Source organism: Ciceribacter azotifigens (genome assembly GCF_048159625.1).
GTDB classification, from domain to species: domain Bacteria; phylum Pseudomonadota; class Alphaproteobacteria; order Rhizobiales; family Rhizobiaceae; genus Allorhizobium; species Allorhizobium azotifigens.
The window spans coordinates 1-25,771 of record NZ_JBLQTA010000022.1; the positions used below are offsets into that span (position 1 = coordinate 1).

Here is a 25,771-nt window from a genome sequence, read left to right on the forward strand (position 1 = left end):
GCTTCTACCTGCTTTCGATCCAGCCGACCCTCTTCGGCGGCGTCTCCCTCGTCCGCAACTGGGGCCGGATCGGCACGGCCGGACAGGTCAAGATCGAGACCTACGACCGGCCTGACGACGCACACCGCGCCTATCGCCGCCTCGAACGCGTCAAACGCCGCCGCGGCTATGTCGACCCGCTTCCGGTGGGGTGCAATCTTATTTAGAACGAAGTATAGAATGGCGGTTGCACACGGTTTCTCCCGTATTCATCCTGATTCGGCGACAGATTGACGCTATACTGCAGCGAGCGATAAGGATCCGTATAGATGCATGAGAGTTCGGAGGTTGTTGCAGCCTTAGAAGACCTGATCATCGGCTATGCCGACGAAACGGGCCCGGTTGCACACATAGCCTTTCGAGCGAAGACCGCGATCGAGGAGCTGATGAGCGAAATCGAAGAACAGGAGGCTACGATCAAACGTCTGACCTCCCTGATGAAGCAGGCAGGAATAGAGGTTCTTCCATGAGTGTTGTTAGACCGCCCGACGACATCGGTTCCGGACAGTCTCGGCCAGATGGCAACGCGCAGGTGATCTTTCTCGCGATGGGCTATCCCTATGTTGTGATGGCCTTGAACGCCGCGCGCAGTTTGCGCGCTTCGGGAACAAATGCGCACCTGAAGCTGATCACTAACCTTCCGATCCGTCGTATCCTTCGCCAGGATCAGGCAGTTTTTGACTCCGTCGAGGCTGTGGACTGTGAGACGGATACAAACAGGTGGATCAAGACGAGCATCATCCATCGAGCGGAGGGCGACTGGAACGCATTCCTCGATTGTGACGTCGAGGTTCTAGCGCCTCTCAACCCTGTTCTGTCGCTCCTTGAGAACTTTGACGTCGCAGCACGAAATCTGCCCTTCGAGACCAAGGCCAATGTGGTTCTGGAAACGGGCCGAAGCATCCTTGATCTGTCGATGAGTGAGGTCAATACCGGCGTCGTGTTCTTCAGGAGAAGTGCCGGCGCGATCGATTTGTTCGATCGATGGCATCGCAACTTTCTCGAAGGCGGCCACCCCCGCGACCAGCCCTCCTTTCTCAAGGCACTGCTGGAAGCACGCGAAACGCGCTTTCTGGCTTTGCCCCCCATGTGGAACGCGACGCCTTTCAAGATCGTCGACCTGGCCCAGATGAAGCGGACACCCGACAAAATACGCATCCTGCACTATCGAGATCCGACCTTCTGGCCCACGGTCGCTCCAAGACTGGCTGCTGCCCATGACGAAGCGGTCTTCGAGTTGACCCATCCATCTTCGAGCTTTGTCGAACAACGTGAAAACTATGCGGACGTCGCACGACGTTACCGGAGCCCATTGTTCCAGCATGCGGCAGGTCGCGTCTCCATGTATCTCATGCGTCGCCTGACAAAGGATCACAAGGGCGCGCGCATACGGGTCTACGGATTGAAGAAGGTTCCGGTACCGGTGGAATGAGTAGACACGACAAGGTTGCGACTGCCTGTGCAAACGATATGCAGCTTAATTTACCTGAGCCAGGTATGACGCCACGGGGGCGATGCCGGTGATCACAAGGCGGTCCGACATTCAGGGTCTGCGCGCCGTTGCCGTGCTGGCAGTCATCTGCTTCCACGCCTTTCCCCGAGGCCCCCTGCCGGGAGGTTTCATCGGGGTCGACATCTTCTTCGTCATCTCAGGCTTTCTGATTACCAACGTCATCCGTTCAGCGCACAGAGATGACAAATTCTCGTTTCTCGATTTTTATCGGAGGAGGGCGCGACGACTGCTGCCGGCTTTGACGCTTGTGGTCTTTTGCACACTCTGCGCTGGCTATTTTCTGTTGTCGCCTGGTGGTTATCTGCATCTCGCCCGGTCGGTCCTTCCTGCATTTGCCTTCGTTTCAAACTTCTATTTCGCAAACAATGTCGGATACTTCGACGCTGCAGCAGAGACGCAACCGCTTCTCCATACCTGGTCGCTCTCGGTGGAGGAGCAGTTCTATCTCTGGTATCCCATCCTTCTGATCGCTGTTCTCAAGCGTGGTGAGAGCACACGTCTGCGCTCGCTTTTGGCACTCACGCTGGCGGGACTGGCCCTTTCTGAAGCTCTCGTGCGATATGACCCGGACTGGAGCTATTTTGCCTCTCCCTCGCGAGCATTCGAACTCTTCATCGGCTGCTTCGCGGCCCTTCTAACCTCGAGGACGGTTCTGACCGCTCGGGCCGCGGATCTTGTCTCTGCAGCGGGCGGAACCCTGGTCGCTGCCTCACTCTTGATTATCAGCGACAGCGCATCCTTTCCCGGACTTTCGGCTGCGATGCCCTGTATCGGAACCGCCGCCATTCTTGTCGCGGGAGCAACCCATCGACCGATCGTCTCACGAATCCTGTCGAACCCGGTGCTCGTGTCGGTCGGAAACGTCTCATACTCCATGTATCTCTGGCACTGGCCTTTCCTCGCCTTTGCGAGGACGTTCTGGGGACTTGACCTTCCCCTGGAGGTGGCGGGGAGCGCGGTCCTGATGACGATCGTTGCGAGCTATATCTCCTACCGGTGGGTCGAGCAGCCGTTTCTGAAACCGACAGCAAACCTTTTGCCGGTGTTCCGGCTCGCAGGCGCATCGTTTTTGGCAATGGCAATCCTGTCTCTCGCGATACGGCAAGCCGATGGCGTCCCCGGCAGGTTCTCACCAGAGGCCAACGCCTTGTTTGCATCCTCGAAGGACATCAGCCCCGAGCGGGCGCGATGCCACGCCTCGTCGCGGCGCCCGTTGAGGCAGGAGGATAACTGCGTCTTCGGTGATCTCCCGCCCGAGACTGCGGTCTGGGGAGACAGTCACGGCGTGGAACTGGCCTATGCATTGGGAGAACGTGAAAAGAGGCCTCATCACGGCGTCGTCCAGATCACATTGTCGGCCTGTCCGCCGGTCCTAGGGTACGAACAGCCGGGTCGCCCTCTTTGCGCTCAGCATAATGCCGCGTCCTTGAAGACAGTCGTCGCCACAGAGAGCATCCGTACCGTCGTCTTGTCCGCATATCTTCAGAACCCAAAATACGGGGATCGAGCTTTGCTTCTGGAAGGCTACGAAAAGACGGTGCGCGCGCTCGCGGACGCACATAAGGCTGTGGTGCTCGTCGTACCAATTCCAACTTATGACATCGATATTCCGGATCGGCTTGGCATATACAGCGCCATGGGACTTGATCCGGCCACGGTCGGAATGCCGCGTGACACCCATGAGCAGGCCATTTCCTCCATTCGCGACTTCATGCTGGGACTGGCCTCGAAATACCCGAACACGACCGTTTTCGATCCGGCTTCGGAACTTTGCGATGCGGTGATGTGTCATGCATACAGTGAGGCCCGCGGCGCACTCTACTTCAACAAGGACCATATCAGCCTTGCCGCGGCACGCAGTCTCGCAGATCGGCTTTCAACGACGATCGAAGGCGCTACAAGTGAAAGACAAGTTTCCGTCGCTCCACCTCTCGTTAGGTGATAACAGCGTAGCGAACGCGATTAGGGGCTCAAATCAGGATCTGCGAACATGGGCAGCAATGAGAAATTCCGAGACTTTGCCGAGATCTTGCCGAAGCTCGAGTTGAAAACGGTCTTCGATATCGGCGCGAATGTCGGCGACACTGTAGACGAGACTCTGGGTGAGTTTCCGCATGTGCGCATCCATGCGTTTGAGCCGGTCAGCGCGACGTACGAGCACCTTTGCCAGCGATTTCAAGGAAATGCGAGAATTACTTGCCATCACTTTGCACTTGGCTCATCCACGACATCAGCGCTGATTACCGCGCGAGGGACGGCAACCGGCAACCGTATCGTTAGCGACTTGGGCGAAGCCGCGGATGTTCCGGTCGAGACCGTAACCGTCCGCGACGGAGATTCTGTCCTGGCTGAGCTTGGCATCGATCGCGTATCGTTCATGAAGATCGACACGGAAGGCTTCGACCTGGAGACCCTCAAGGGCTTTGAGAAAGCGCTCGGCGAGCAGCGCATCGACGTTTTTCAGGTCGAGGTGGGGATGGGCCCACAGAACAACAAGCACGTTCCCCTCCACGCCATCCAGGATTTCGCGGGCGGTCACGGTTATTGGCTCTTCCGGCTCTATAACCAGGCCTGGGAGAAGAATGGAAAACCCGTGGCGCGGCGCGCGGATGCGGTCTTTATTTCAGACAAGGTCGCAACACAGAACATTAGAGCAAAGCGCCAGTCGTTGCTCAAGCGCATCGCTCCAATGTTCAAGCGTTGATCACCGTCTCGGCCGCCTGAGGAACCTGCCGCAGCGCTGATGAGCAGGATGCGCAGCAGGAAGAACGCTGTGCGCCCGGGTGGGCCGTTCCGCGGCTGAGCACGCGGCGGCGCGCTCGCTTTTGACCGGGCATAAAGGCAAGCCGTCAGAACTGCCGATACCGCTCCAGCGGCAGACCCTCTTGATCCGCCCAGACGTTTGAACTGGCGATCGCTTTGGCGTTTTCCCGTCGCCACCGGTCGGCAATCGACTCGACTTTCGCCTGCCGCGTGCAGGCGTCCCCAGCGTGTGAGAGGCGCGGTTCGAGTGATTTCGCTTCGTCCACAGAAGCATGTTTCGGCGAGATAGCAGCCGATGTCTTGTACGTGAGATCTGGCGACATTCGCTCACCCCCTTTGATTACGAATGATGCACGCGCATGTGCCTTTCGCGCAAGTACACTGTGGGGCTGTATGGCATCTTGCCCAATACTCCCATCTTGACTAATTCATTCGTTTGATTTAATTGTGTGCCATGAAGACGTCGAGCCCCTCCCCCCGAGACAAGCGCCCCGAGCGCGGAGATGCGACACGCGACCGCCTGCTGACGGCTGCGATCGACGTCTTCGGCCGCAACGGTTTCGACGCGACGACCACGCGTTCGCTCGCCGAAGCGGCGGGCGTCAATCTTCAGGCGATCGGCTATTATTTCGGCGGCAAGGAAGGCCTCTATCTCGCAGCCGCAGACCACATTGCGCAATCCGTGGCGACCCACGTCGGAACGGTCCGCGAGAGCCTAGAGGTCCGCCTCGCGGTGTCCGATGGTTCGGGCACCCTTCCCTCGAAGGAAGAGACGCGGGCCATGCTCGCCGACATCCTGGCCTCAGTGGGGAGGCTCTTCACCAGCCGCGAGGCGGAAGCCTGGGTGCGCTTCATGGTCCGCGAGCAGATGGCTCCGACCGAAGCCTTCGAGCGGGTCTATACGAACGCGATGAGGCCCATCCTCCAGGTGGTCGGCAGGCTCGTCGCCCGCCTGCTCGGCGAGGATACGGCATCCGAACACGTGCGGCTCAGGACCCTGTCACTCGTCGGTGGACTGCTGATCCTCCGCGTCGCGCAAGGTGCGGTAGAGGCCCATCTCGGCTGGAAGAATTTCGGAACTCACGAGACTGACGCTGTCCAGGAACTGGCACGGGAACTGGCCGCCAGTGTCGCCCGGGAAGGGGAAAAATCATGAAGAGAACAGTCGTCGTTCCCGCCCTGCTGCTCGTCCTTGGCGCGGGCCTCGCCGGAGCCTTATGGACGGACCTTCCGGCCAGGCTCGGATGGGAAAGCACGACGGCAAGCGATCTGACGCTTTACGGGAATGTCGACATTCGCCAGGTACAGCTCGGCTTCCGCGTCAGTGGCCGCATTGCCGGCATGAAGGTGGAGGAAGGCGACGCCGTCCATCGCGGCCAGACACTCGCCACCCTCGACGCCGGCCCCTACGAGGATTCCATGCATGCCGCCGAGGCGCAGGTCGCGGGACTGAAAGCCGCACTCGACAAGTTTGTCGCCGGTCCGCGGCCCGCCGAAGTCGATCAGACTCGGGCGGTGCATGAGGAACGAACCGCCGAATTGCAGCTCGCCCAACAGGCTTTCGACCGCGCCCGCCAGTTGCGGCCGTCGGACGCGATCTCGCAGGCCGATCTCGACCAGGCGGCGGCAAACCGTGCCGCGGCAACGGCCCGCCTCACCTCCGCACGGGAATCGCTGCGGCTTCTCGAAGAGGGCTCCCGTCCCGAAGATATTGCCGCCGCCCGCGCCAATCTCGAGGGTGCCGAGGCGAGCCTTGCCGGTGCGCGCACCGCGCTTGCCGATACCGAACTCAAGGCTCCGGCAGACGCGATCGTGCTCTCCCGTGTCCGGGAGCCGGGATCGATCATCTCGCCGAGCGACACCGTCTACGTGCTCTCGCTCGCCGAGCCGGTCTGGGTCCGGACCTATATCGCCGAACCAACGCTCGGGATGATCCGTCCGGGAATGCAGGTCTCGGTCCATTCCGACAGCGCGCCGGAGAAGCCCTATCGCGGCCGCATCGGCTTCATCTCGCCGGTTGCCGAATTCACGCCGAAGTCAGTCGAGACGCCGGAACTCAGGACCGACCTCGTCTACCGGCTCCGGGTGATCATCGACGACGCCGATCCCGGTCTCCGGCAGGGCATGCCGGTCACCGTCCGCATCCCGTCTCCCGCACCGGCGGAGTAAGACGATGGGTGAGACGCTCGCCCGCTTCGAGGCCGTCACGCGGCGCTTCGGCAAGGGGGCGCCCGCCCTTGATGGCGTGAGCGGCGAGATCGGCGGCGGCGAGATCACCGGGCTCGTGGGCCCTGACGGCGCCGGCAAGACCACCTTGATCCGGCTGATGACCGGGCTGATGCTGCCGGACATAGGTCGCGTCGAGGTGCTCGGCATCGATACCGCCCGCTCGCCGCAGCTCATCCAGAACCTGATCGGCTACATGCCACAACGCTTCGGGCTCTACGAAGACCTCTCCGTTCAGGAGAACCTCGACCTTTATGCCGATCTCCGCGGATTGCCGCGCGACGAGCGGCCGGCCGCCTTCGACGAGCTTCTGACCTTCACCGACCTCAAGCGCTTCACCGGGCGGCTCGCCGGCAAGCTCTCGGGCGGCATGAAGCAGAAGCTCGGGCTCGCCTGCGCGCTGCTGAAGAAGCCGCGGCTACTGCTGCTCGACGAACCGGGTGTCGGCGTCGATCCGATTTCGCGGCGCGAACTCTGGGCGATGGTCGAGGACCTGACGAAGGAAGGGATCGGGGTCGTCTGGTCGACCGCCTATCTCGACGAGGCGGAGGCCTGCGACCGCGTCCTCCTCTTGAACGGCGGCAGACTGCTCTTCAGCGGCGCGCCTTCCGAGCTGACCGGTCGCGTCGCCGGGCGCGTCTACAAGATTCTCGACATCGACGGGCGTCGCCGTCAGGTGCTGACGAATGTCCTGCAGCAGCCGGGCACGGTCGATGGCGTCATCCAGGGTGAGGCGATCCGCCTCGTTCTGGCAAGTGATGCGGTGCCCGCCGTCGCAGAGATCGCCGGCCCGGGCGCCCGCCTCCGGCCGGCAGAACCACGTTTCGAGGACGCCTTCGTCGACCTTCTCGGCGGCGGGCCTGACGGTCGCTCGAAGCTCGCAGAGGCGACGACACCCCTTCCCGCCGACGACGGCCAGCCGGTCATCGAGGCGCGCGGGCTCACCAAGCGCTTCGGCGATTTCACCGCCGCCGAGGACATCAGCTTTGCCATCCCCCGTGGGCAGATCTTCGGGCTGCTCGGGCCGAACGGCGCCGGCAAGTCGACCACCTTCAAGATGCTCTGCGGCCTCCTCAGGCCGACGAGCGGGGACGGCCGTGTCGCAGGCTTCGACCTCCGCCGCGACACGGCCGAAGCCCGCAACCGGCTCGGCTACATGGCCCAGAAATTCTCGCTCTACGGCGATCTGAGCGTCGCGCAGAACCTCGATTTCTTCGCCGGCGTCTACGGCCTCGGCAAGAACGGGCGGCGCGAGCGCATCTCGCTGATGACGGAGATTTTCGATTTCGGCAGCTATCTGAAGATGTCGGCGAAGGACCTGCCGCTCGGCCTCAAGCAGCGGCTGGCGCTCGCCTGCGCGGCGCTCCACGAGCCGCAGGCTCTTTTCCTCGACGAGCCGACCTCCGGCGTCGACCCGATTACCCGGCGCGAATTCTGGGCCCATATCAACGGCCTCGTCGAAAAGGGCGTCACCGTTCTGGTGACCACGCATTTCATGGAGGAGGCCGAGTATTGCGACCGGATCTCGCTCATCTATCGCGGCCGCTCGATCGCGCTCGGCTCGCCGGACGAGCTCAAGGCGCGCGTGGCGAGCACCGACAATCCCGACCCGACGATGGAGGATGCCTTCGTCACGCTGGTGCGCAATTCGGACCTGGAGGACGCGGCATGACGGATCTCCCTGTCCCCTCCGCTGCTACCGGCCGGCGCCGCCGCTTCCTCGCGCTGATGCGCAAGGAGACCTACCAGATCGTCCGCGATCCGAGCAGCATCCTGATCGCTTTCGTGCTGCCGCTCGTGCTGCTCTTCATCTTCGGCTACGGTGTGTCACTCGACGCGACCCGCACCCGCGTCGGCGTGGTGGTCGAGGCCTCGACGCCGCTTGCCGACGACCTCGCCGCGAGCTTCCGCGCCTCGCGCTATTTCGATGCAATGATCGGCCGCGACCGCCGCGCCTTCGAGGAGGACCTGGTGCTCGGCAAGATGCGCGGCATTCTTGTGATCCCCTCGACCTTCGCGCTCGACGCGGCAAGTGGCGGCAGTCCCCGGATACAGGTGATCGTCGACGGCACCGACCCCAACACCGCGAACTTCGTGCAGAACTATGCCAAGGGCGTGGTCGCCACCTGGGCCGCGATCCGCTCGGCCGAGACGGCGCTTCCCCCGCCGAAGATCACCGTCGAACAGCGCTTCTGGTTCAACCCGGAGCTCAGCAGCCGCTACTTCCTCGTCCCCGGCTCGGTGGCGATCGTCATGACGTTGGTCGGCACGCTTCTGACCTCGCTCGTCGTCGCCCGCGAATGGGAACGCGGGACCATGGAAGCGGTGATGGCGACGCCGGTCGGCGCGCTGGAACTGCTCGTTGGCAAGGTCGTTCCCTATTTCCTCCTGGGTCTGGTGGCGATGAGCCTCTGCGTCGCCGTCGCGGTGCTCCTCTTCGGCGTGCCCTTCCGCGGATCATTGCTGGCGCTCTACGCGCTGTCGGCGAGTTTCCTCGTGCCCGCGCTCGGCCAGGGACTCCTCATTTCCGCAGCCACCAAGAACCAGTTCCTCGCCTCGCAGCTCGCCCTGCTTTCCGCCTTCCTGCCGGCCTTCCTCCTGTCGGGCTTTCTGTTCGAGATCGATTCCATGCCGGCGCCGATCCGCCTCATCACCGCGATCGTGCCGGCTCGCTACCTTATCCCGTGTCTGGAGAGCGTCTTTCTCGCTGGCGACATCTGGCCAATGTTCCTGCGTTCGATGGCGATCATGCTCTTCATCGGAGCCGTCCTGCTCGCGCTTGCCGCCCGCAGCACCCGCAAGAGGATCTCCTGACATGTGGTGGCTCCGGCTGAAGGCCCTGATCGTCAAGGAACTGCTTGCGGTGCTGCGCGACCCCAAGGGCCGGGCGATTGTGATCGGTCCGCCAATCATCCAGCTCTTCGTCTTCTCCTATGCGGCGACGCTGGAAGTCCGCAATGTCGACGTCCTGTTGCTCAACCGGGATGCCGGACGATGGGGTTACGAACTCGTGCAGCGGATTGACGCCACCCCCTCCTTCCGCGAGATCATCCGCGTCAAGACGCCGGCCGAGATCAGGGAAGGCATCGACCGGCAGCAGGCGATTGCCGCGGTCGTCGTCGGCCCGACCTTCTCGCGCGACATCGAGAGCGGCAGGCCCGCCGACCTGCAGATCATCCTCGACGGGCGCCGCTCGAACGCCGCGCAAATCGTCGCCGGCTATCTCGGCGAAATCGTGGCTGCGCTCTCCGCAGACATCCCGGCGGGAGGCCGGCCGAAAGCGCGGGCGGTCGAAGTCGTGCCGCGTAACTGGTTCAACGCGAACCTCACCTATCAATGGTTCATGGTGCCCAATCTGATTGCCGTGATCGCGATGCTGATGGGGATCGTCGTGACCGCGCTGTCGATTGCCCGGGAACGTGAACTCGGCACCTTCGACCAGTTGATGGTCTCGCCGCTCAGGACCCACGAGATCCTTACCGGCAAGGTCATCCCGCCGATGCTGATCGGAGCCTTCCACACCACCGTCTACGTGCTCGCGGCCGTCTTCTTCTTCCACGTGCCGCTTGAAGGCTCGCTTCTCTATCTCTACGGCGCCGCCTTCTTCTACCTGCTTTCGGTGGTCGGCATCGGCCTCTTCATCTCGGCGATCTCGATGACGCAGCAACAGGCGATCCTCGGCGCCTTCCTGTTCATCGTGCCTGCGATCCTTCTTTCCGGCTTCGCGACCCCGATCGAGAACATGCCGGACTGGCTGCAGCCGGTGACGGCCTTTAATCCCGTCCGCTATTTCCTCGTCGTCGTCCGCGGCGTCTTCCTCAAGGATATTCCCTTCGGCGAGGTCGTGCGCAACACCCTCCCCCTCCTCGCGATCGCCTGCACGACACTCACCGCTGCTGCCTGGCTCTTCCGGAGGCGGCTGGAGTAGAGTGGATCAGGTGCAGTCGATGGCGGATGCCAACGCGATCCTGCGTTGTGCCCCCATAACAACCCTCTGCGAAATGGATGCACGATCTCTTGACTTTCACCGGCGATCGGACGAGACACTCACTCACTGAACGCTGTCGCTCATCGCCTGCATGCCCAACACCTGCGAACCGCTTGGTGCGCTGCCGCGGCGATGATGCTGAACGGTGCTTATTTTTGACACGAAAGCTGCTAAAAGAGCTATTGAGGTCGTCCACCAGCAGCTTGACGAGGGCACGTGTACTATCTTGCTACCCACCTACGTGTTGTCGCCGCGCTCGTGATCCGCGAGATGTCGACCCGTTTTGGGACAAAGCCAGGCGGATATATCTGGGCTTTTCTGGATCCGGCCGCCCACATCGCGTTCCTGTCGTTGATATTCATGGCCATCGCGCATGCGCCGCCGTTGGGAACAAACTTCCCCCTCTTTTTTGCCACCGGCTATATCGCCTTCCAGTTTTATCAGAGCATGGCGGGCTATCTAAATGGCGCGGTGAGCGCCAATCGCGCCCTCTTGAGCTATCCTAACGTAGCACCCATCGATACGGTGCTCGCACGATACGTCCTGCAATTTGGAACAACGGCCGTTGTCGGCTTCTGCGTGTTCTCAGTCCTGAGTCTCGAGCTGAAATCGCCCTTGGATATCCAATGGTCATTCATCATCGAGGCCGCGTTTGCCGCGAGCCTGATCGCTCTTGGTAACGGGCTGGCGAACAACATACTTTTCGCCAAGTACCCGCTCTATGAGAAGTTTTACGATATCATAACTCGGCCGCTGTTTATGCTGTCGGGGGTCTTCTATCTGCCGCATATGTTGCCGCACCCCGCGCGAGAGGTCATTCTGATGAACCCGCTCGTCCATGCGGTAATGTTGTTTCGGAGAGGATTCTATCCAGAATATCGAGCGATCGGATATAATGGCGTATACATGTACGGGGTGGCGTTCACGTTCCTGTTTTTCGGACTCTTTGTCTTCACCAGCTCAAGAGGCGTGTTGAGAGGAAGATGATAAAGCTGGAACGCGCGACGAAAACCGTTCGCATGAAGGGCGTGTCAAAGGCGATCATCGATGATGTCTCCTTCATGATTCCACGCGGAAAAAGTGTCGGTCTCCTAGGACGCAACGGCGCCGGAAAGTCGACACTCCTTCAAATCATCGCCGGCACGCTGGAACTGGACAAGGGCCGCGTCATTCGCCGCGGCAAGGTGTCCTGGCCGCTGGGTTTCCAGGGCAGCTTTCAAGGCAGCCTAACTGGGGAACAGAATGTTCGATTCGTGGCCAGGATATATGGAGTCGACACCAAGGAACTGGTCGAATATGTCGCGGACTTCGCCGAACTTGGCGCATTCTACCATGCGCCGGTACGTACATACTCATCGGGTATGAAAGCACGACTTGCTTTCGGCGTCAGCATGGGGATCAAGTTCGATTACTATCTTGTTGACGAGATTACGGCTGTCGGAGACACGAACTTCAAGCTGAAATCGCAAGAGGTCTTCAAGGGTCGCCTTTCCGATTCCGACGTGATCATGGTTTCACACAGCTCATCGACGCTGCGGGACTACTGCCAATCGGGAATAGTTCTCGAAGGCGGAAAACTCACCTATTATGACAATCTCGAGGATGCGATAACCGTTCACGAGAACAATATGAAAAGGCGATAGACGTGGCTGACCCGACCCAGAGCAAGAAGACCGGAGAGGCAACCGCCAGCCTTCGTGTGGTTACGCCTCAGAAGTCGCCGAAATCGAAGAGTCCTTTTCTACCCGAGAGATTTTTGAAGGTCTACTCGCGGCCCGACGATCCCTCTTTCGATAAAGCCGCGCCACGCGCGAAGAAGAAGAAGCTGGTACTTGGCAAGCTCCACAAACTGCGTCTCCGACATTTTGTCATTGCGGGAAGTTTCGTAGCGCTCGTCACCACACCCGCGACCATCGCATCGCTATACATGGCGTTCATTGCCGCTGACCAGTATCACAGTTCCGCTTCCTTTTCTGTTCGAAGCATGACTTCGGTACAACCGCTCGACCTGCTCGGAATGTTTTCGCAGGGCGCCGGCAGCAGCACTGCCGCCGACTCTTACATGCTGCTCGACTATATATTAAGTGAACGCATGGTCCGAGCCGTCGATGACGCCTTTAGCCTCGAAACAGTGTATGCGCCGCGCGGAATGGACTATTTCTACGGGATTGGCGAAGATCTTCCCATAGAAGAGAAGCTCAACTATTGGCGAGACATGGTCCGCGTGAACTTCGACGTGGCTTCCGGTATTATCAACCTCCAGGTCAGGGCGTTCACGCCGGAGGACTCGCAGAATATTTCGGCGTTCGTCATCGGTCAAAGCGAGAAACTCATAAACGATTTGTCGCTTTCGGCACGCGACGAAGTCGTCAAGATGGCCGAGGGCGAGCTCCAGACAGCAGAAGAAAGGCTGTCTCGTGCACGAAACGCGCTGAGGCTGTATCGAGACTCATCGCAAGAAGCCGACCCGGTAGAAGGCGCCAAACTCGCGATGGAACTCGTTGCGGGGTTGGAAAAGGAACTCGTCGCGCTGAAGACCGAGCTCTCCACTGCCTTGACCCAGATGGCCGGTGATACGCCGCGTATCCGCGTGATCCGGTCCCAGATAAGGAGCCTGGAGGACCAGATTGCGCGCGAGAAGCAGCGGTTCGGCAGCGGCATGGTTACGAAGCAGGCCCGCAACAGCGTGGACCCGCCTTCTGATGTAGCAGGACGAATACAGCAATACGAAACATTGGAGACGGATCGCGAGTTCGCGGAGCGTGCCTATACGGCATCGCTTGCTGGCCTTGAGAAGGCGAGACTGGAAGCAACGTCGAAGCAGCGTTATCTCGCCGTGTTCATCGAGCCGACCTTGTCGCAGCTCGCACAGTATCCCACAAGGATCCTGAATGTCGTCCTGGTGTTCCTTGCGGGGCTGTTCGCTTGGGGCGTAGCGGTCATGGGTTACTACAATATCAGGGACAGAAATTGAGAGCCGAAACTGTCCCGAGATACAACCCGATAGCTCGGGAGTTTGGATGGTGCTGCGCGCCGAAAGATAATGTGCTAGCGTTGGCTGAGTGAGCGTACGGAGAGCGTGATTGACTCTTTCTATTGCAGGAACGAAGAGAGGCGAAAGTCGTCGCGCAGAGAGAATTGCCTTCGTTTTCGGCTTTCGGCCTTGGCGAAGCCGCCTCAGGCACTGGCTTGATAATCGCAGCATCTACAGATTCGATAACAACCTGATCGCTGTCGCTTTCGCGCTCTTCATTATTCTGCTATTTCGAAATAAATCCGAAGTATATGTGTGGGGTTTCAAGCACCCTGCTTTTCTCGAAATATTCTGCTTGAGGCTTGGGGTTCCATTTATTCGTGTAGAGGACGGCTTCGTTCGATCAATAGCGCTCGGTCGGACCGGAAGCACCCCACTATCGCTGTGCTTCGACCGAACCGGCATCTATTTCGACCCGTCTCGGCCCTCTGACTTGGAAAACATCATCCAGAACTACAATTTCGGCGCGGACAGCGCCTTGAAGGATAGAGCCCAGCGGTGCCTAGGCCAATTGATCGCTCACCGTTTAAGCAAATACAATACTTCACCGCAAGCGAACGTTGACGACATCTACGGTCCGAAGAACGTCAAGAGGATACTGGTCCTTGGACAGGTCGAAGGAGACATGTCCCTGATCAAGGGGCTTGATCGGGCCATCGATAACAATGCGCTGGTCAGAATCGCAGTTCGCGAGAATCCAGGGGCACAGGTAATATACAAGCCTCACCCCGAAGTTCTCTATGGGACACGCCGCGAGCCACCGCAATCGAACCCCGATGACGTCCGCGATATCTGTCAGGTGCTAGAACAAGATATTGCATTATCGGACACACTCCAAACCATCGACCACGTATATACGATGACCTCGCTATCAGGTTTCGAAGCCCTGATCCGAGGAATCAAGGTCACCTGCTTAGGCGCGCCATTCTACGCTGGCTGGGGTGCAACCGACGACCGCCAGGCCATACCTCGGCGGACTGCTCGCCGCTCACCCTTGGAGATTTTCGCGGCGGCATACATCCTATATCCGCGGTACTTCGATGTCCGTACCGGGGTTCGAATAGAGGTGGAGGGAGCGCTGCAATTGCTAGGCGAGATGCGTTCCCCCGGGAGCACCAACACGGAAACGGACCATTTCCCCAGTTCAGTAGGCAAGCGGTACGTAGGCTCCAACAGATTATCTTGACGCGCTCGAAAAACGGATTATTAGACCTATCCAGAGGCTGACTCCACGAAAAAGAAACGACTTCTGATTGTGAATAGAACGAGCTTTGGCGTACGCCACAGGGGAGTCTCGCCGTGCGGATCGGATATACGCTTGTTGACTTGGACAAGCGACGATACGAAGAGCGTCTCTTCAGCGGAAATGCCAAACCTAACGTCACGAGAGGATAGACATGTCTGAAATCCGTCACCTCGTACCGCCGATTCATTCGGTTGAAGCGTGCCTTGTTGGTGGTGAGGCAACGGTCTTGGATGCGATCCGGGCGATAGACGCTGGCACCCAGCAGATCGCGCTCGCAGTCGATCCTGACAGAAGGCTACTGGGGGTCGTCACCGATGGAGACGTTCGTAGGTCTATTCTTCGCGGCCTCGCCCTAACCTGCCCCTTGAGCGAGGTTTTAAACCGAACGCCGGTCGTCTGTAAGTATCCGCCGACACATGATGAACTTGCGCAGATTTTGCTCGGACACCACGGCATTACGCGGGTTCCGGCAGTCGACGGTCAAGGGCGCGTCATCGGGTTGTATCGGACCGAGGATCTCGTAGAGGGGGAACTGAACCGCAACTTCCCTGTCGTGCTCATGGCCGGTGGTCTCGGCACACGACTACGGCCTATTACTGACACTGTACCAAAACCCATGATTGACGTCGGGGGTCGTCCGATACTCGAGCACATCATCAGACGCTTCGTCGACCAAGGCTTCAAGCGGTTCTACATATCAGTCAACTATCTCGCTCACGTCATCAAGGATCATTTCGGCGATGGAGAGGCGTTCGGAGCAGAAATTCACTATTTGGAGGAAACTGAGCGCCTAGGCACGGCAGGCAGTCTTCGCCTGCTGCCGAAGGAAGCAGAGGGGCCATTCTTCGTCATGAACGGCGACCTGTTGACGGCAGCGAATTTCGCAGCGATTGCGGACTATCATCTGGAATCCGGTGCGGACGCGACAATGTGCTTGCGAGAGTACACAGTCCAAGTGCCATACGGCGTGGTCGAGCAGATCGGCGGGCGTCTCGTCGGCATTCAGGAAAAACCTATGCACCGCCACTTCGTCAACAGCGGCATTTACGTTCTGAATTCCTCATTGCTGCAATTGCTGCCGGAAAAGGGCTATTTTGACATGCCGTCCCTTTTTGATCGACTGACGCAGAAGGACCCGGGCGCTGCGGCTGTGTTTCCTCTACGGGAATATTGGTGCGATATCGGCCAAGTGGCGGATCTCCAACGCGCTCGTAGTGAAGTTGCTAAACTAGCGGCTGTTTAGTGGCCCTATTTGGGAAATGTCCGCGATAGGCGGAACAAAAATTTACCAAAGCGGCGGCGGAACCCAGTTTTCTTAAATACGAACTCGGCGCAACCGGAAGTGACAGTGCACAAATGCGCCAATCAATTAGATACGTCAGAAGAATCATAATCCAGAAAGCTGTCAGAACAGAAATACGTGCCACGAAATTTGCGGCATCGATAATTTTACGTTGCTTCGGAGTGGATTTAGCCTCGATATACTTTATATATTCTCCGTTCGTCCGCCATGCGCCAGAAACGGCCATATGGCTCTATCACAAGATCCACGAACAATGCGGTTCAGCGGCGGCAGCTCACTTCGCCATTTCCTTTCTTTCGGTGCGTCCCCGCCCTAAAGATTACGGTTTGATGCTCGTCGCAACAGGAGAACGACGGCCGAGCTCAGCAATAATCGGCAAGAACATTCCTCATCTCGTCTCCGCTGCAAGTAGGAGTGCAGGCTCGCCGGTCGCGCTCGTTTCGTCCCTCATCTCTCGCGGGGAACTTAATCTTGCCATGGAGGTTATTGCCGAACACGGGAAAACCATTGGTGATCAAGACACAGTAGATTGGTCCGCGGTGCTCTATTCCCTAACTCCGCATCCGCTATCAGACGCAACGACCGCAACGCAAACATTCCGTCCACCACAAACAGCGACGTTTCCACGTGGAGAAAGCCGCCTCATTATTTTCGATGAGGAACTTCCCCCGGCTGTTATCAGGAGTCTTGCAACAGGCGCGGACAGCATTTCTCTTTTGCAGTATAGGGATCTCTACGGGCATGTGGATCTTTCATCTGTCCAGACGGAGATCCCTCACTGCGAGATCCTAATTGAACACGCTCGTTCTCGTGTCCATCGGTTTCACCAACGCTATTATGACATTCATCAAAAGACGCTACATGCTGCCGAGGAACTGTCCAAGAGCTTCATACAGAATTCACCATGGCTGAGACAGTTCGTTCGGGATCTCCAGAGCTTTGAGAAAGACCTAACACTCGAACTTAGCGACAAATTGTTCTTTAAGGCGCTCCGCCTTGAAGGAGTGCGTAGCGCAGCGCTCGACCCGAGCTTCGACAGCGTCATCGTTTTGTTCGGAAACGATCCGGAACTTTACAGGCTCTTCTTCGCCGACTCCATGCTGTGGCGCAATCGGCGTATAAAAGGTTGTTGCCGATCGCAAGATGTTGAGACGCTTGTCAACTATGCGAACCGCATCGCCGACTTGCAGAAAAACGCCAGAGATCACACCTCGACTGGTGACAGGGTCGCGCCCTCGCAAAACGACGAACGAGTGGTGAAGCAAGTTCACTTGCCCAAGACCGTGCGGGACTATCTCTTGTCGGCGAACCGCATTTCAACGCCTAAGGTGAGCCGAGCGTCGGGTCATGCCGATATTGCGTTCGTCATGCACGAGGGGAGAGCTTACGGCGCCACCGCCGTTCAACTGGCGACGCACCTTAACACGCACTTCAACGTGGACGTGGTTCTCACGGCAGGCAGTAAAGACAGACTACAGAAGGATCTAATTTCTGCCCAAAGCGATCCCCATCTCCGCTCGGAGCATAAGCGTCGTCCGCCAAGATATATGAAGTTGGCTCCCCCGTTCGCAAGCACAGCAACCAAAAGGGCCTTTTCAAGTCTATTTGCTATAGCGACCCGCGACGCTGCTAAGGCCGCCCTGGCGAAGACCAGAGACGACTGTGTGGTGAACTGCGCAATTGGCTTTCTGCTTTCTGACGAGTTGCCGCGAGCGGTACTGCACAGCATTGCAAACGCCCATGCGATTTCAGCCCTATTTGGCAAGCGGCAATACGCAGCCGTCGTGATCTCGCCGATTCGCGCACCTCGCAATTCGCAGTTTGCGAGTCTTGCGAGAGAGTTTGGCATCCCGACGCTAGCCGTGGAACCGCACCTTCTGAATGCTGCCTATTGCCGGTACGGCACAATCCCCAGCGACTACGCTGCGCTCTATTCAGAGTACTTTGCACAAGAATACGCGCGTCACTTCGGGATTCCAAGAGAACGATGCTACCTCGTCGGGTCACCCCGCATACTGCAGCCGATGAATTATAACCCTATTACGGGGCGAATCGAGGCGAGAGCGAGGATGGGATTTCAAGAGGGTGCCCCCCCGATCATTGCATTCCCGACCCAGCCGATGCCCTCGAAATACAGTCTCGCGATATGGCGAATGGTCATCCGATCGGTCAAGGCTCTCGACATACCCGTCCGCGTGGTACTAAAACCCCATCCGGAGGAAGGCGCGGGACACGTGGCGAGGTACGAGCAAGTTTTGTCGGAAGAAGGCGCCGCAGAACTTTGCGTCGTGAGAAGCGTAGATATCAAAGACCTTCTGATTGCGAGTGACCTCGTGCTGAGCTGTTACAGCACGACCGCAATCGAAGCGATCGTTTTGGAACGCAATGTTGCGGTTGTCGGTTTGGAAGGCGTCGATTATCCCATGCGATGGCATGAAATCCTTGATGTTCCGAAATGCAACGATTCTGAGCATTTGGCTCAGGTAATTCTCGAGTCTCTATCGACCGACGGTTCAACACGCCCATCTCTCTTCAAGGAGCAAAATCCGGCCCTCTTCACTGACGCGACCTTTGATCGTTTGGCCCAAGCCGTGGATCAGGTCGTCCATAAAGGCACAAGTGGCATCCGCGGTCGCGACGAACTCCCCACCTCCCTCTTTGTCACAGCTCCGTTCCGGGAATATCTGACATGAATACAACCTTCGCAATTGGTGATCGAGTGGTCGGCGCAGATCATGCCTGCTTCGTAATCGCTGAGATAGGCGTCAATCATAATGGCGATCCTGATCTCGCCGCCAGGCTGATTACGGCCGCGAAGGAAGCTGGCGCAGACGCCGTGAAGTTCCAAACCTTCCGCGCCGACCGGCTGGTCGTTCGCGCGACGCCTACTGCCGAATACCAGAAGGTCAATACTAGTCTCACTGACCAGCATGCAATGTTGGCAGCACTGGAGCTTAGCGAGGCCTCACATCAGAGGCTTCTTGAGCAATGTCGCACAGAAGGCATCATTTTCCTGTCATCACCCTTCGATGTGGACAGCATCGATATGCTGGACAGGCTTAATGTCCCGGCCTTCAAGGTGCCGTCACCCGACTGTGTTTCTCAGTCCTACCTGGAGCATATGGGCTCCAAGAGGCGCCCAGTGATCTTGTCTACAGGCATGTGCACACTCGAAGAAGTTGCGTTCGGCGTCGAGACACTGAAGAGCGCCGGCAGCGACCAGATCGTGCTTCTACACTGCACCAGCTGCTATCCGGCTCCACCCGAGGAGCTCAATCTCCGTGTTATTCCTGCGCTCTCAGAGATCACTGGCCTGCCAGTCGGCTATTCTGACCATTCCGACGGCATTGCGGTATCGATCGCCGCCGTTGCTCTCGGTGCCTGTGTGATCGAAAAGCACATGACGGTCGACCGGAATCTCCCCGGCCCCGACCACAAAGCCTCCCTCGAAGTCCACGAATTTGCCGCGATGGTATCCGGGATCCGCAACGTGGAGCGGGCCCTTGGCCGCCCCATTAAGGCTCCTCAGCCTTGCGAGCTCTCGTCGCGACAGCTCGGCCGGCGGAGCGTTGCGGTAACTCGCAATCTCCCTGCGGGACACAGACTCACAGCCGACGACCTGGCCTTGCTGCGGCCTGGAACAGGCCTTCCTCCGAGAATGGAACGCTTACTGCCAGGTCGTATCCTAAGTCGATCGATCGCAGAGAATACGCTTATTGCCCTCGAGGACCTGGGATGAGAAAACCGAACGGACTTATATTGCTTGGAGCCGGGGGCCACGCAAGAGTTGTCGCTGAACTTGCCCGTTCGACAGGTTGGGAGATCGCCGGCTTTCTTGCCCCAGATAATGGATTGCGTGGGGTTAGTCTTGCCTCGCCTTTGTTGGGCGATGGCAAAGATCTGATCGCCGATCCATCTTGGCTGAACGAGCACGACCTGTTTCCTGCAATCGGTGATGGCGAGATTCGCTGGCGGGAATTTGTGCGCCTCACTGCCGCCGGCGCGCGCATTCCCTCGCTCATCCATCCGAGCGCCGTTGTCTCTCCCTCGGCGCAGGTGGATGCTGGCGCCGTGGTCATGGCCGGCGCCATTGTCCAAGCTGGTAGCGTAATCGGACCAGCGGCAATCATCAATACAGGTGCGCAAGTCGACCATGATTGCCGGGTAGGAGCGGGCGCGATGATTGCACCCGGAGCCACTCTATGCGGCGACGTTCATGTCGGCGATCATGCATTCATAGGAGCGGGCGCTGTCTTAGTTCCACGCATCCGAGTAGGCCGTAGCGCGTTTGTAGGGGCAGGCACGGTTGTAGCGAACGACCTTGCCGACGGGTCGCATCTAAAGACGACTCGCCGCGTCTCCGCATTCCCAAAACCGGAGTAAACAGGATGATAGAGTTTCGGCCTTACAAGGATGGCGATGAGCTTGCGATCACCGAGCTGTTTGCCAAGGTGTTCGGTCGCCCCATGAGCACATCCTATTGGCGATGGCGCTTCTTACAGCATCCGTCAAGCGACCCAATGATCATGCTCGCTTTTGACGGCGAGACTCTGGTGGGAAACTACGCAGCTAGCCAAGCTCCGTTGAGTTTGGCTGGAGAGGTTTTTCCCGCTTGTCTTTCGATGACCACGATGACCCACCCGGATTGGCGGGGTCAGAAGCTGTTCGAGAGGACCGCTGAGGCGCTGTACGAAACATTGCCCTCCCGCGGCAAATTTGCGATCTATGGCTTCCCGAACAGCGTTTCTCATACGCTCTTCAGGAGCAAGGTCGGCTGGGCTGATTATTGCGACGTTGCAACCTTGGTCTTGGAGACAGACAAGCTTTTCAAGCTACCCATTGCCGATTCGGCTGTAAAGCAGGTCGAGAACGTTGATGAACGGTTCGGCCTGTTCAACGCCAAGGTTGCCGCCGGCCTACCCATTGTCGCCCACCGGAGCACTGAGATCCTTTCCTGGCGCGTCGATCGTAATCCTGACAATACCTACGCCCGGTTCGTGCTGGAGGAAGGCGACGAGATCGCCGGTTATGCGATAACCAAGGCGTATGGGACCGAGATGCTTGATCTTGTGGAACTGCGTTGTGCCGACACAGCCGTGACGCGCGCCTTGATCAACGCGGTCACTGCCCATGCCGTCGCAGAAAACCGGACGCGAATCGCCACTTGGTGCCTTCCCATGGACGTTCATCGCGTGCCCCTGGAAATGGCAGGCTTCAACGCGACCGCGCCGGTAACCTATTTCGGCGGCCGGACATTCACGACACTTCCGGCAGATCTGACCGATAGCCGGCTATGGCGGCTCTCGATGCTGGATTCCGATCTATACTGAATGAAAGCAATATGACCAGAACAGTCCATTTCCTGACCGGAATTCGCTCCGAATACGACATTCTCGCGCCCATCATCGCGGCGGTCGACGCGCAGCCGGACCTCGACGCCGGCGTGATCGTCACCGGAGCCCATCTGACTGGCCTGCACGGCCAGTCCGCGCGCCAGATCGAAGCCGACGGCTATCGCATCGCCGCCCGCATCGATTCGCTGCTCGCCTCCGATGGCCTGGGCGGTCGGGTTAAGGGCATGGCCCTGCAACTGGCCGGCCTCACCGATCTGTTCGCCCGCGAGCGTCCGGACTTCCTCGTCGTGATGGGCGACCGCGAGGAGGTCATGACCGGCGCCGTCGCGGCCATCTATCACCACATCCCGGTCGTCCATGTCGGCGGCGGCGACCATGCCGACGACGGCAATGTCGACAATCTCGTCCGCCACGCGGTGTCGAAGATGGCCCATCTCCACATGGCGACTACCGAAGTCAGCGGCCAGCGCCTGCGCCAGCTGGGAGAGGAGCCGTGGCGCATCCACGTCACCGGCGCCTCCGGCCTCGACCGGATCATCGCCACCCCGGACATGACACGTGACGAACTCGAGACCGCACTCGGCGTCGACTGGCATGGCGAGCCCTATGCGGTGCTGCTCTACCACCCGACGATCACCGACTTTTCCGAAGCGCGGGCGCACATGGCCTCGATCACGCGGGTGCTGGAGGCGAGCGGCCTGAACATCGCCGTGATGGCCCCTAACTCCGATCCCGGCAACCAGGCGATCAGCCTAGAGATTGACGCGCTGATCGCCCGCTGCCCGAGGGCGAAAGCCTTCAACTTCCTGGAACGCAAGGTTTTCATCAACATGCTGCGCCATGCGCGCGTGATGGTGGGTAATTCGTCGGCCGGCATTCTCGAGGCGCCGAGCATGGGCCTGCCGGTGGTCAATATCGGTGTCCGCCAGCGCGGGCGCGAGCATGGTGACAACGTGATCTTCACCGACTACGACGCCGGGGAAATCGCCGCGGCCGTCACCAGGGCCACGACGGACGAAAGCTTCCGCGCCTTGGTGGCACAGCGGCGAACGCCCTATGGCGATGGCAAGGCCGGGCAGCGGATTGCCGAGGTCTTGCGCGGCGTCGAGCTGGGCCGCGGCCTGCTCGATAAGAAATGGGTTCAGGGAGTACGATAATGCTGTTGGAGAGCGGACGTGGACCGATTCTAGTCGTGGCCCCCCATCCGGACGACGAAACCCTGGGCGCCGGCGGTCTCCTGCTGCGCGCGCGCGCGGCCGATCGGCCGATCCACTGGCTGATCGTCACCGGCATCACGACGGAACAGGGCTGGCCGGCCGAGAAGGTGGCGCGCCGTGAAATCGAGATCGACGCGGTCGCCAAGGCATTCGGCTTTGCCAGCGTCCATCGGCTCGACCTGCCGTCGGCCAAGCTAGAAACCCTTGCTCTCGGCGAGGTGATCGGCCGCATCGGCAAGGTCGTCAACACCGTCAAGCCGGAGATCATCCTGGTTCCGCATCGCGGCGACGCCCATTCGGACCACCACGTGGTCTATGCGGCGGCGACGGCCTGCGCAAAGTGGTTCCGCTATCCCTCGGTGCGCTGGACCCTAGTCTACGAGACCCTGTCCGAGACCGATGCCGGCCTGTTCGCCAGCGATCCCTTCCTTCCTAACATCTTCGTCGACATCAGCGAACAGCTGGAGGACAAGCTCCGCATCACCACGATGTTCAACGACGAGATCGGTGAGTTCCCCTTCCCCCGCAGCCTGGAGGCCATCCGGGCGCTGGCGATGACACGGGGCGCCGCGTCCGGAACCAGGGCGGCGGAAGCCTTCATGCTGTTGCGCGGCCGGTTCTGACCCCCAGGGCGCCGCGGGGAACAGCCCCCACGGCAAGCCCTCGAAACTTGCCACGCAACGATGCATCCACTAAGCCTTTGATCGTAGGAGAGGCGGCGCCTCGAAACGCCGCGCGCCGCGGCAAAGACCACAGGAACAACCCCGACGACATGCTTCCGACTTATTCCCACATACCCGGCAGACTCGGCCTGGAGGATAGCTTGCGCAAGATCGGCCAAACCGTGCGCTGGTGGATGGAAGGAGCGCCCGGCCGGCGCGAGCGCAAGAAGTATCTCCGACTCTATGAGCAGGGCGAGTTCGAGGAGGCAGCACTCGCCCTTCGCGATGCGTTGACCGCCGCGCCCAACGATCCGGAACTGATGCTGCGGGTGGCGAACCTCTCGCGCTTCGGCCTCCTGCCCCTGGAAGACGCCCTGCCCCTGCTCCGGACCGTGATCTCCAAGGCGCCGCCTGCTCTTTCACGCCGGGCGCTGATCCAGCTTTTCAACCTCCTGTGGGAACGCAAGGGGGCCGAGACGGCTATGGCCTGGTTTCCGCATCTCGTCCGCGAGAGCGAGAAATCGCCCCGCCTGCTCTTGCGCGCGGCTGCGTTTGCCAATGAAGCGGGACAGACGAGAGAGGCATTCGATCTCCTGGCCAGGGTCGGTCGCAGCGATCCTTCTGCGCTTGCCTCCATGGGCTACCTCGACCTCATCCTTGCTGCGGCGGACGCTGGCGCAGCCGAGCTTCCGCAAGCGCCGCGCGCACGCGCCATTGCCGCCCACCTGTCCCACTTCAAGGGCCGTTTCGCCCAGATGATCGCCGGCGCATCGGGCGACGTGGCGGTCGTCGCCAATGGCCCGTCGATCCTTGGTCTCGGTCTCGGCAGCACGATCGATTCGCACCAGCTCGTCATTCGTTTCAACAACCACGCCGCGCTGTCCGGACCGGCGGACTTGGGGCGTCGAACGGATATCTGGTTCCGCCCGACCGAATTCACCCACGTACCGCTTCCTGCAACACCGGCTGCCAATCTCGCAGTCCTAACTGGCTGCAATATCCGGAACCGCTATTCGAACGGCCTCCAGGTTCTCGAGCCCTATTTGCAGAACAGTATGGCCATCGAACTGGTTCCGACTGCGCTCTATGCACGGCTGTTCGCAGCGCTCGACGCCTCACCGAGCGCGGGTCTGATCGGGCTCGCTTGGACGCAGGAAGAGATCGGGAGAAAATTGTCTCCGAGACAGGTTTTCGGCTATTCGCTCGGCCAGAATACTTCCGCCGTTTCGCACTATTATGGTAGACGGCATGTGGGCTCCTGGCCGAGTCGGCATAACTGGCAAGCTGAACAGGTGTACTTCGGCACCCTGCTGCGTAACGATGATGAAGTTTCGAATCGCGCGACAAATCCAGAACATTTCCAACCCACCCGCAGCGACGACCGCTCGAACTTCGAAGGAGAGAACCGGACATGAGCAACCTGTCTGGTAAGACCATTCTTGTGACAGGCGCCGACGGCTTCATCGGCTCGCATCTGGTCGAGCATCTGGTGCGCCAGGGCCTCAAGGTCCGCGCCTTTTCGCTCTACAACAGCTTCGGCACCTGGGGCTGGCTCGATCGCGTCTCCCCGGACGCGCAGGGTTCGTTCGAGGTGTTCAGCGGCGATATTCGCGATCCGAACGGGGTCGCGACCGCCATGCGCGGTTGCGATGTCGTGCTGCACCTGGCAGCCCTGATCGCCATTCCGTATTCCTATCATTCGCCCGACACCTATATCGACACCAACGTAAAGGGCACGCTCAACGTGCTGCAGGCCGCCCGCCTGCTCGGAACAGATCGGGTCGTCCACACCTCGACCAGTGAGGTCTACGGCACTGCTCAGTTCGTACCTATCACCGAAGAACATCCGCTGGTCGGCCAGTCGCCCTACTCCGCCTCGAAGATCGGCGCGGACCAACTTGCGCTATCATTCTACCGCTCTTTCGGAACACCGGTGACGGTAATCCGCCCATTCAATACCTTCGGCCCGCGCCAGTCGACACGTGCGGTTCTGCCAACGATCATCACCCAGCTCGCCGCAGGCAAGAAAGAGGTCCGACTCGGCAAGCTGAGCCCGACGCGCGACTTCACCTACGTCGCCGACACCGTCAGGGCCTTCCAGGCCATGGCTGAAAGCCCGAACGTTCTCGGCGAGGTTGTCAACTTCGGCAGCGGCTTTGAGATCTCGATTGAAGACAGTGTCCGCACCATCATCGATATCATGGGCGTGGACGCGCAAATCGTCTCGGAGGAACAGCGTCAGCGTCCTGAACTCAGCGAAGTCGATCGCCTCTGGGCTGGCATCGAGAAGGCGAAGCGCCTGACCGATTGGAAACCTGGCTATTCGGGCCGCGACGGTTTTGCCCGCGGCATTCGCGAAACGATCGAATGGTTCAGCAATCCAAGCAATCTGGCCCTGTACAAGGCCGACACCTACGGAATTTGAG

25 protein-coding genes are annotated in these 25,771 nt (G+C 59.6%); 23 read left to right on the forward strand and 2 right to left on the reverse strand.

Annotated features, from left to right (window positions below):
- The 5 genes from ACM6UT_RS21295 to ACM6UT_RS21315 all read left to right on the forward strand — a co-directional run.
- The coding region (locus ACM6UT_RS21295) for a WGR domain-containing protein (RefSeq protein ID WP_416799329.1) at positions 1–206 on the forward strand (206 nt) is incomplete at its 5' end.
- Positions 207–308: 102 nt separating this feature from the next.
- Positions 309–509: a hypothetical protein gene (locus ACM6UT_RS21300; protein ID WP_416799330.1), complete on the forward strand. Its 201-nt coding sequence runs from the start codon at positions 309–311 to the stop codon at positions 507–509.
- Entirely contained in the window at positions 506–1,471 is a 966-nt protein-coding gene (locus ACM6UT_RS21305; RefSeq protein WP_416799331.1) for a hypothetical protein, read from the forward strand. Before ACM6UT_RS21300 ends, ACM6UT_RS21305 begins: the two co-directional genes overlap by 4 nt.
- Positions 1,472–1,553: 82 nt before the next feature.
- Complete coding sequence (locus tag ACM6UT_RS21310) at positions 1,554–3,494, forward strand: acyltransferase family protein (RefSeq protein ID WP_416799332.1); 1,941 nt, start codon at positions 1,554–1,556, stop codon at positions 3,492–3,494.
- Between the two features lie 48 nt (positions 3,495–3,542).
- A complete protein-coding gene (locus tag ACM6UT_RS21315) occupies positions 3,543–4,256 on the forward strand; it encodes an FkbM family methyltransferase (protein WP_416799333.1) in 714 nt (237 codons plus the stop codon).
- Positions 4,257–4,401: 145 nt separating this feature from the next.
- Here ACM6UT_RS21315 and ACM6UT_RS21320 read toward each other — a convergent pair whose 3' ends face one another.
- Positions 4,402–4,638 (reverse strand): type II toxin-antitoxin system CcdA family antitoxin, encoded by a 237-nt coding sequence (locus tag ACM6UT_RS21320; protein WP_416799334.1) that lies wholly within the window; start codon positions 4,636–4,638, stop codon positions 4,402–4,404.
- 131 nt (positions 4,639–4,769) lie between these two features.
- Here ACM6UT_RS21320 and ACM6UT_RS21325 point away from each other — a divergent pair, with 131 nt between their 5' ends.
- The 9 genes from ACM6UT_RS21325 to ACM6UT_RS21365 all read left to right on the forward strand — a co-directional run bounded on the left by ACM6UT_RS21325 (position 4,770) and on the right by ACM6UT_RS21365 (position 14,749).
- Entirely contained in the window at positions 4,770–5,471 is a 702-nt protein-coding gene (locus ACM6UT_RS21325) for a CerR family C-terminal domain-containing protein (protein ID WP_416799335.1), read from the forward strand.
- The gene (hlyD, locus tag ACM6UT_RS21330) at positions 5,468–6,484 is read left to right on the forward strand and encodes a secretion protein HlyD (protein ID WP_416799336.1); all 1,017 of its coding nucleotides are present in this window, start codon (positions 5,468–5,470) and stop codon (positions 6,482–6,484) included. The genes ACM6UT_RS21325 and hlyD overlap by 4 nt, the downstream gene beginning before the upstream one ends.
- Positions 6,485–6,488: 4 nt before the next feature.
- Complete coding sequence (locus ACM6UT_RS21335; RefSeq protein ID WP_416799337.1) at positions 6,489–8,213, forward strand: ATP-binding cassette domain-containing protein; 1,725 nt, start codon at positions 6,489–6,491, stop codon at positions 8,211–8,213.
- Complete coding sequence (locus ACM6UT_RS21340; RefSeq protein ID WP_416799338.1) at positions 8,210–9,355, forward strand: ABC transporter permease; 1,146 nt, start codon at positions 8,210–8,212, stop codon at positions 9,353–9,355. Before ACM6UT_RS21335 ends, ACM6UT_RS21340 begins: the two co-directional genes overlap by 4 nt.
- Before the next feature lies 1 nt (position 9,356).
- A complete protein-coding gene (locus ACM6UT_RS21345) occupies positions 9,357–10,469 on the forward strand; it encodes an ABC transporter permease (RefSeq protein ID WP_416799339.1) in 1,113 nt (370 codons plus the stop codon).
- A 276-nt stretch (positions 10,470–10,745) separates the two neighbouring features.
- Complete coding sequence (locus tag ACM6UT_RS21350; RefSeq protein ID WP_416799340.1) at positions 10,746–11,516, forward strand: ABC transporter permease; 771 nt, start codon at positions 10,746–10,748, stop codon at positions 11,514–11,516.
- Entirely contained in the window at positions 11,513–12,172 is a 660-nt protein-coding gene (locus ACM6UT_RS21355; protein WP_416799341.1) for an ABC transporter ATP-binding protein, read from the forward strand. The genes ACM6UT_RS21350 and ACM6UT_RS21355 overlap by 4 nt, the downstream gene beginning before the upstream one ends.
- Before the next feature lie 2 nt (positions 12,173–12,174).
- A complete protein-coding gene (locus ACM6UT_RS21360) occupies positions 12,175–13,503 on the forward strand; it encodes a KpsE/RkpR family capsule polysaccharide export protein (protein WP_416799342.1) in 1,329 nt (442 codons plus the stop codon).
- A gap of 109 nt (positions 13,504–13,612) precedes the next feature.
- Positions 13,613–14,749 carry a capsular polysaccharide export protein, LipB/KpsS family gene (locus tag ACM6UT_RS21365; protein WP_416799343.1) on the forward strand — a complete coding sequence of 379 codons (1,137 nt, stop codon included), beginning with the start codon at positions 13,613–13,615 and terminating at the stop codon, positions 14,747–14,749.
- Here ACM6UT_RS21365 and ACM6UT_RS21370 read toward each other — a convergent pair.
- The gene (locus ACM6UT_RS21370) at positions 14,741–14,848 is read right to left on the reverse strand and encodes a hypothetical protein (protein WP_416799344.1); all 108 of its coding nucleotides are present in this window, start codon (positions 14,846–14,848) and stop codon (positions 14,741–14,743) included. The genes ACM6UT_RS21365 and ACM6UT_RS21370 overlap by 9 nt on opposite strands.
- 112 nt (positions 14,849–14,960) lie before the next feature.
- On the opposite strand from ACM6UT_RS21370, the gene ACM6UT_RS21375 reads away from it, so the two are divergent.
- The 9 genes from ACM6UT_RS21375 to ACM6UT_RS21415 all read left to right on the forward strand — a co-directional run bounded on the left by ACM6UT_RS21375 (position 14,961) and on the right by ACM6UT_RS21415 (position 25,770).
- On the forward strand, positions 14,961–16,052 hold the full coding sequence (locus tag ACM6UT_RS21375) for a nucleotidyltransferase family protein (protein WP_416799345.1): 1,092 nt from the start codon (positions 14,961–14,963) through the stop codon (positions 16,050–16,052).
- Positions 16,053–16,273: 221 nt separating this feature from the next.
- Positions 16,274–18,805, forward strand: coding sequence for a hypothetical protein (locus ACM6UT_RS21380; RefSeq protein ID WP_416799346.1), 2,532 nt, complete (start codon positions 16,274–16,276; stop codon positions 18,803–18,805).
- The gene (locus ACM6UT_RS21385) at positions 18,802–19,851 is read left to right on the forward strand and encodes an N-acetylneuraminate synthase family protein (RefSeq protein ID WP_416799347.1); all 1,050 of its coding nucleotides are present in this window, start codon (positions 18,802–18,804) and stop codon (positions 19,849–19,851) included. Before ACM6UT_RS21380 ends, ACM6UT_RS21385 begins: the two co-directional genes overlap by 4 nt.
- Positions 19,848–20,495, forward strand: coding sequence for an acetyltransferase (locus tag ACM6UT_RS21390; RefSeq protein ID WP_416799348.1), 648 nt, complete (start codon positions 19,848–19,850; stop codon positions 20,493–20,495). Before ACM6UT_RS21385 ends, ACM6UT_RS21390 begins: the two co-directional genes overlap by 4 nt.
- 5 nt (positions 20,496–20,500) lie before the next feature.
- Positions 20,501–21,442, forward strand: a complete 942-nt coding sequence (locus tag ACM6UT_RS21395; protein ID WP_416799349.1) for a GNAT family N-acetyltransferase — start codon at positions 20,501–20,503, stop codon at positions 21,440–21,442.
- A gap of 11 nt (positions 21,443–21,453) precedes the next feature.
- Positions 21,454–22,623 carry a UDP-N-acetylglucosamine 2-epimerase gene (gene neuC / locus ACM6UT_RS21400; protein ID WP_416799350.1) on the forward strand — a complete coding sequence of 390 codons (1,170 nt, stop codon included), beginning with the start codon at positions 21,454–21,456 and terminating at the stop codon, positions 22,621–22,623.
- The gene (locus ACM6UT_RS21405; protein ID WP_416799351.1) at positions 22,623–23,306 is read left to right on the forward strand and encodes a PIG-L deacetylase family protein; all 684 of its coding nucleotides are present in this window, start codon (positions 22,623–22,625) and stop codon (positions 23,304–23,306) included. The genes neuC and ACM6UT_RS21405 overlap by 1 nt, the downstream gene beginning before the upstream one ends.
- Before the next feature lie 200 nt (positions 23,307–23,506).
- Positions 23,507–24,760, forward strand: a complete 1,254-nt coding sequence (locus ACM6UT_RS21410) for a glycosyltransferase family 29 protein (RefSeq protein WP_416799352.1) — start codon at positions 23,507–23,509, stop codon at positions 24,758–24,760.
- Positions 24,757–25,770 carry an NAD-dependent 4,6-dehydratase LegB gene (locus ACM6UT_RS21415; protein ID WP_416799353.1) on the forward strand — a complete coding sequence of 338 codons (1,014 nt, stop codon included), beginning with the start codon at positions 24,757–24,759 and terminating at the stop codon, positions 25,768–25,770. Before ACM6UT_RS21410 ends, ACM6UT_RS21415 begins: the two co-directional genes overlap by 4 nt.
- Position 25,771 lies beyond the last annotated feature (1 nt).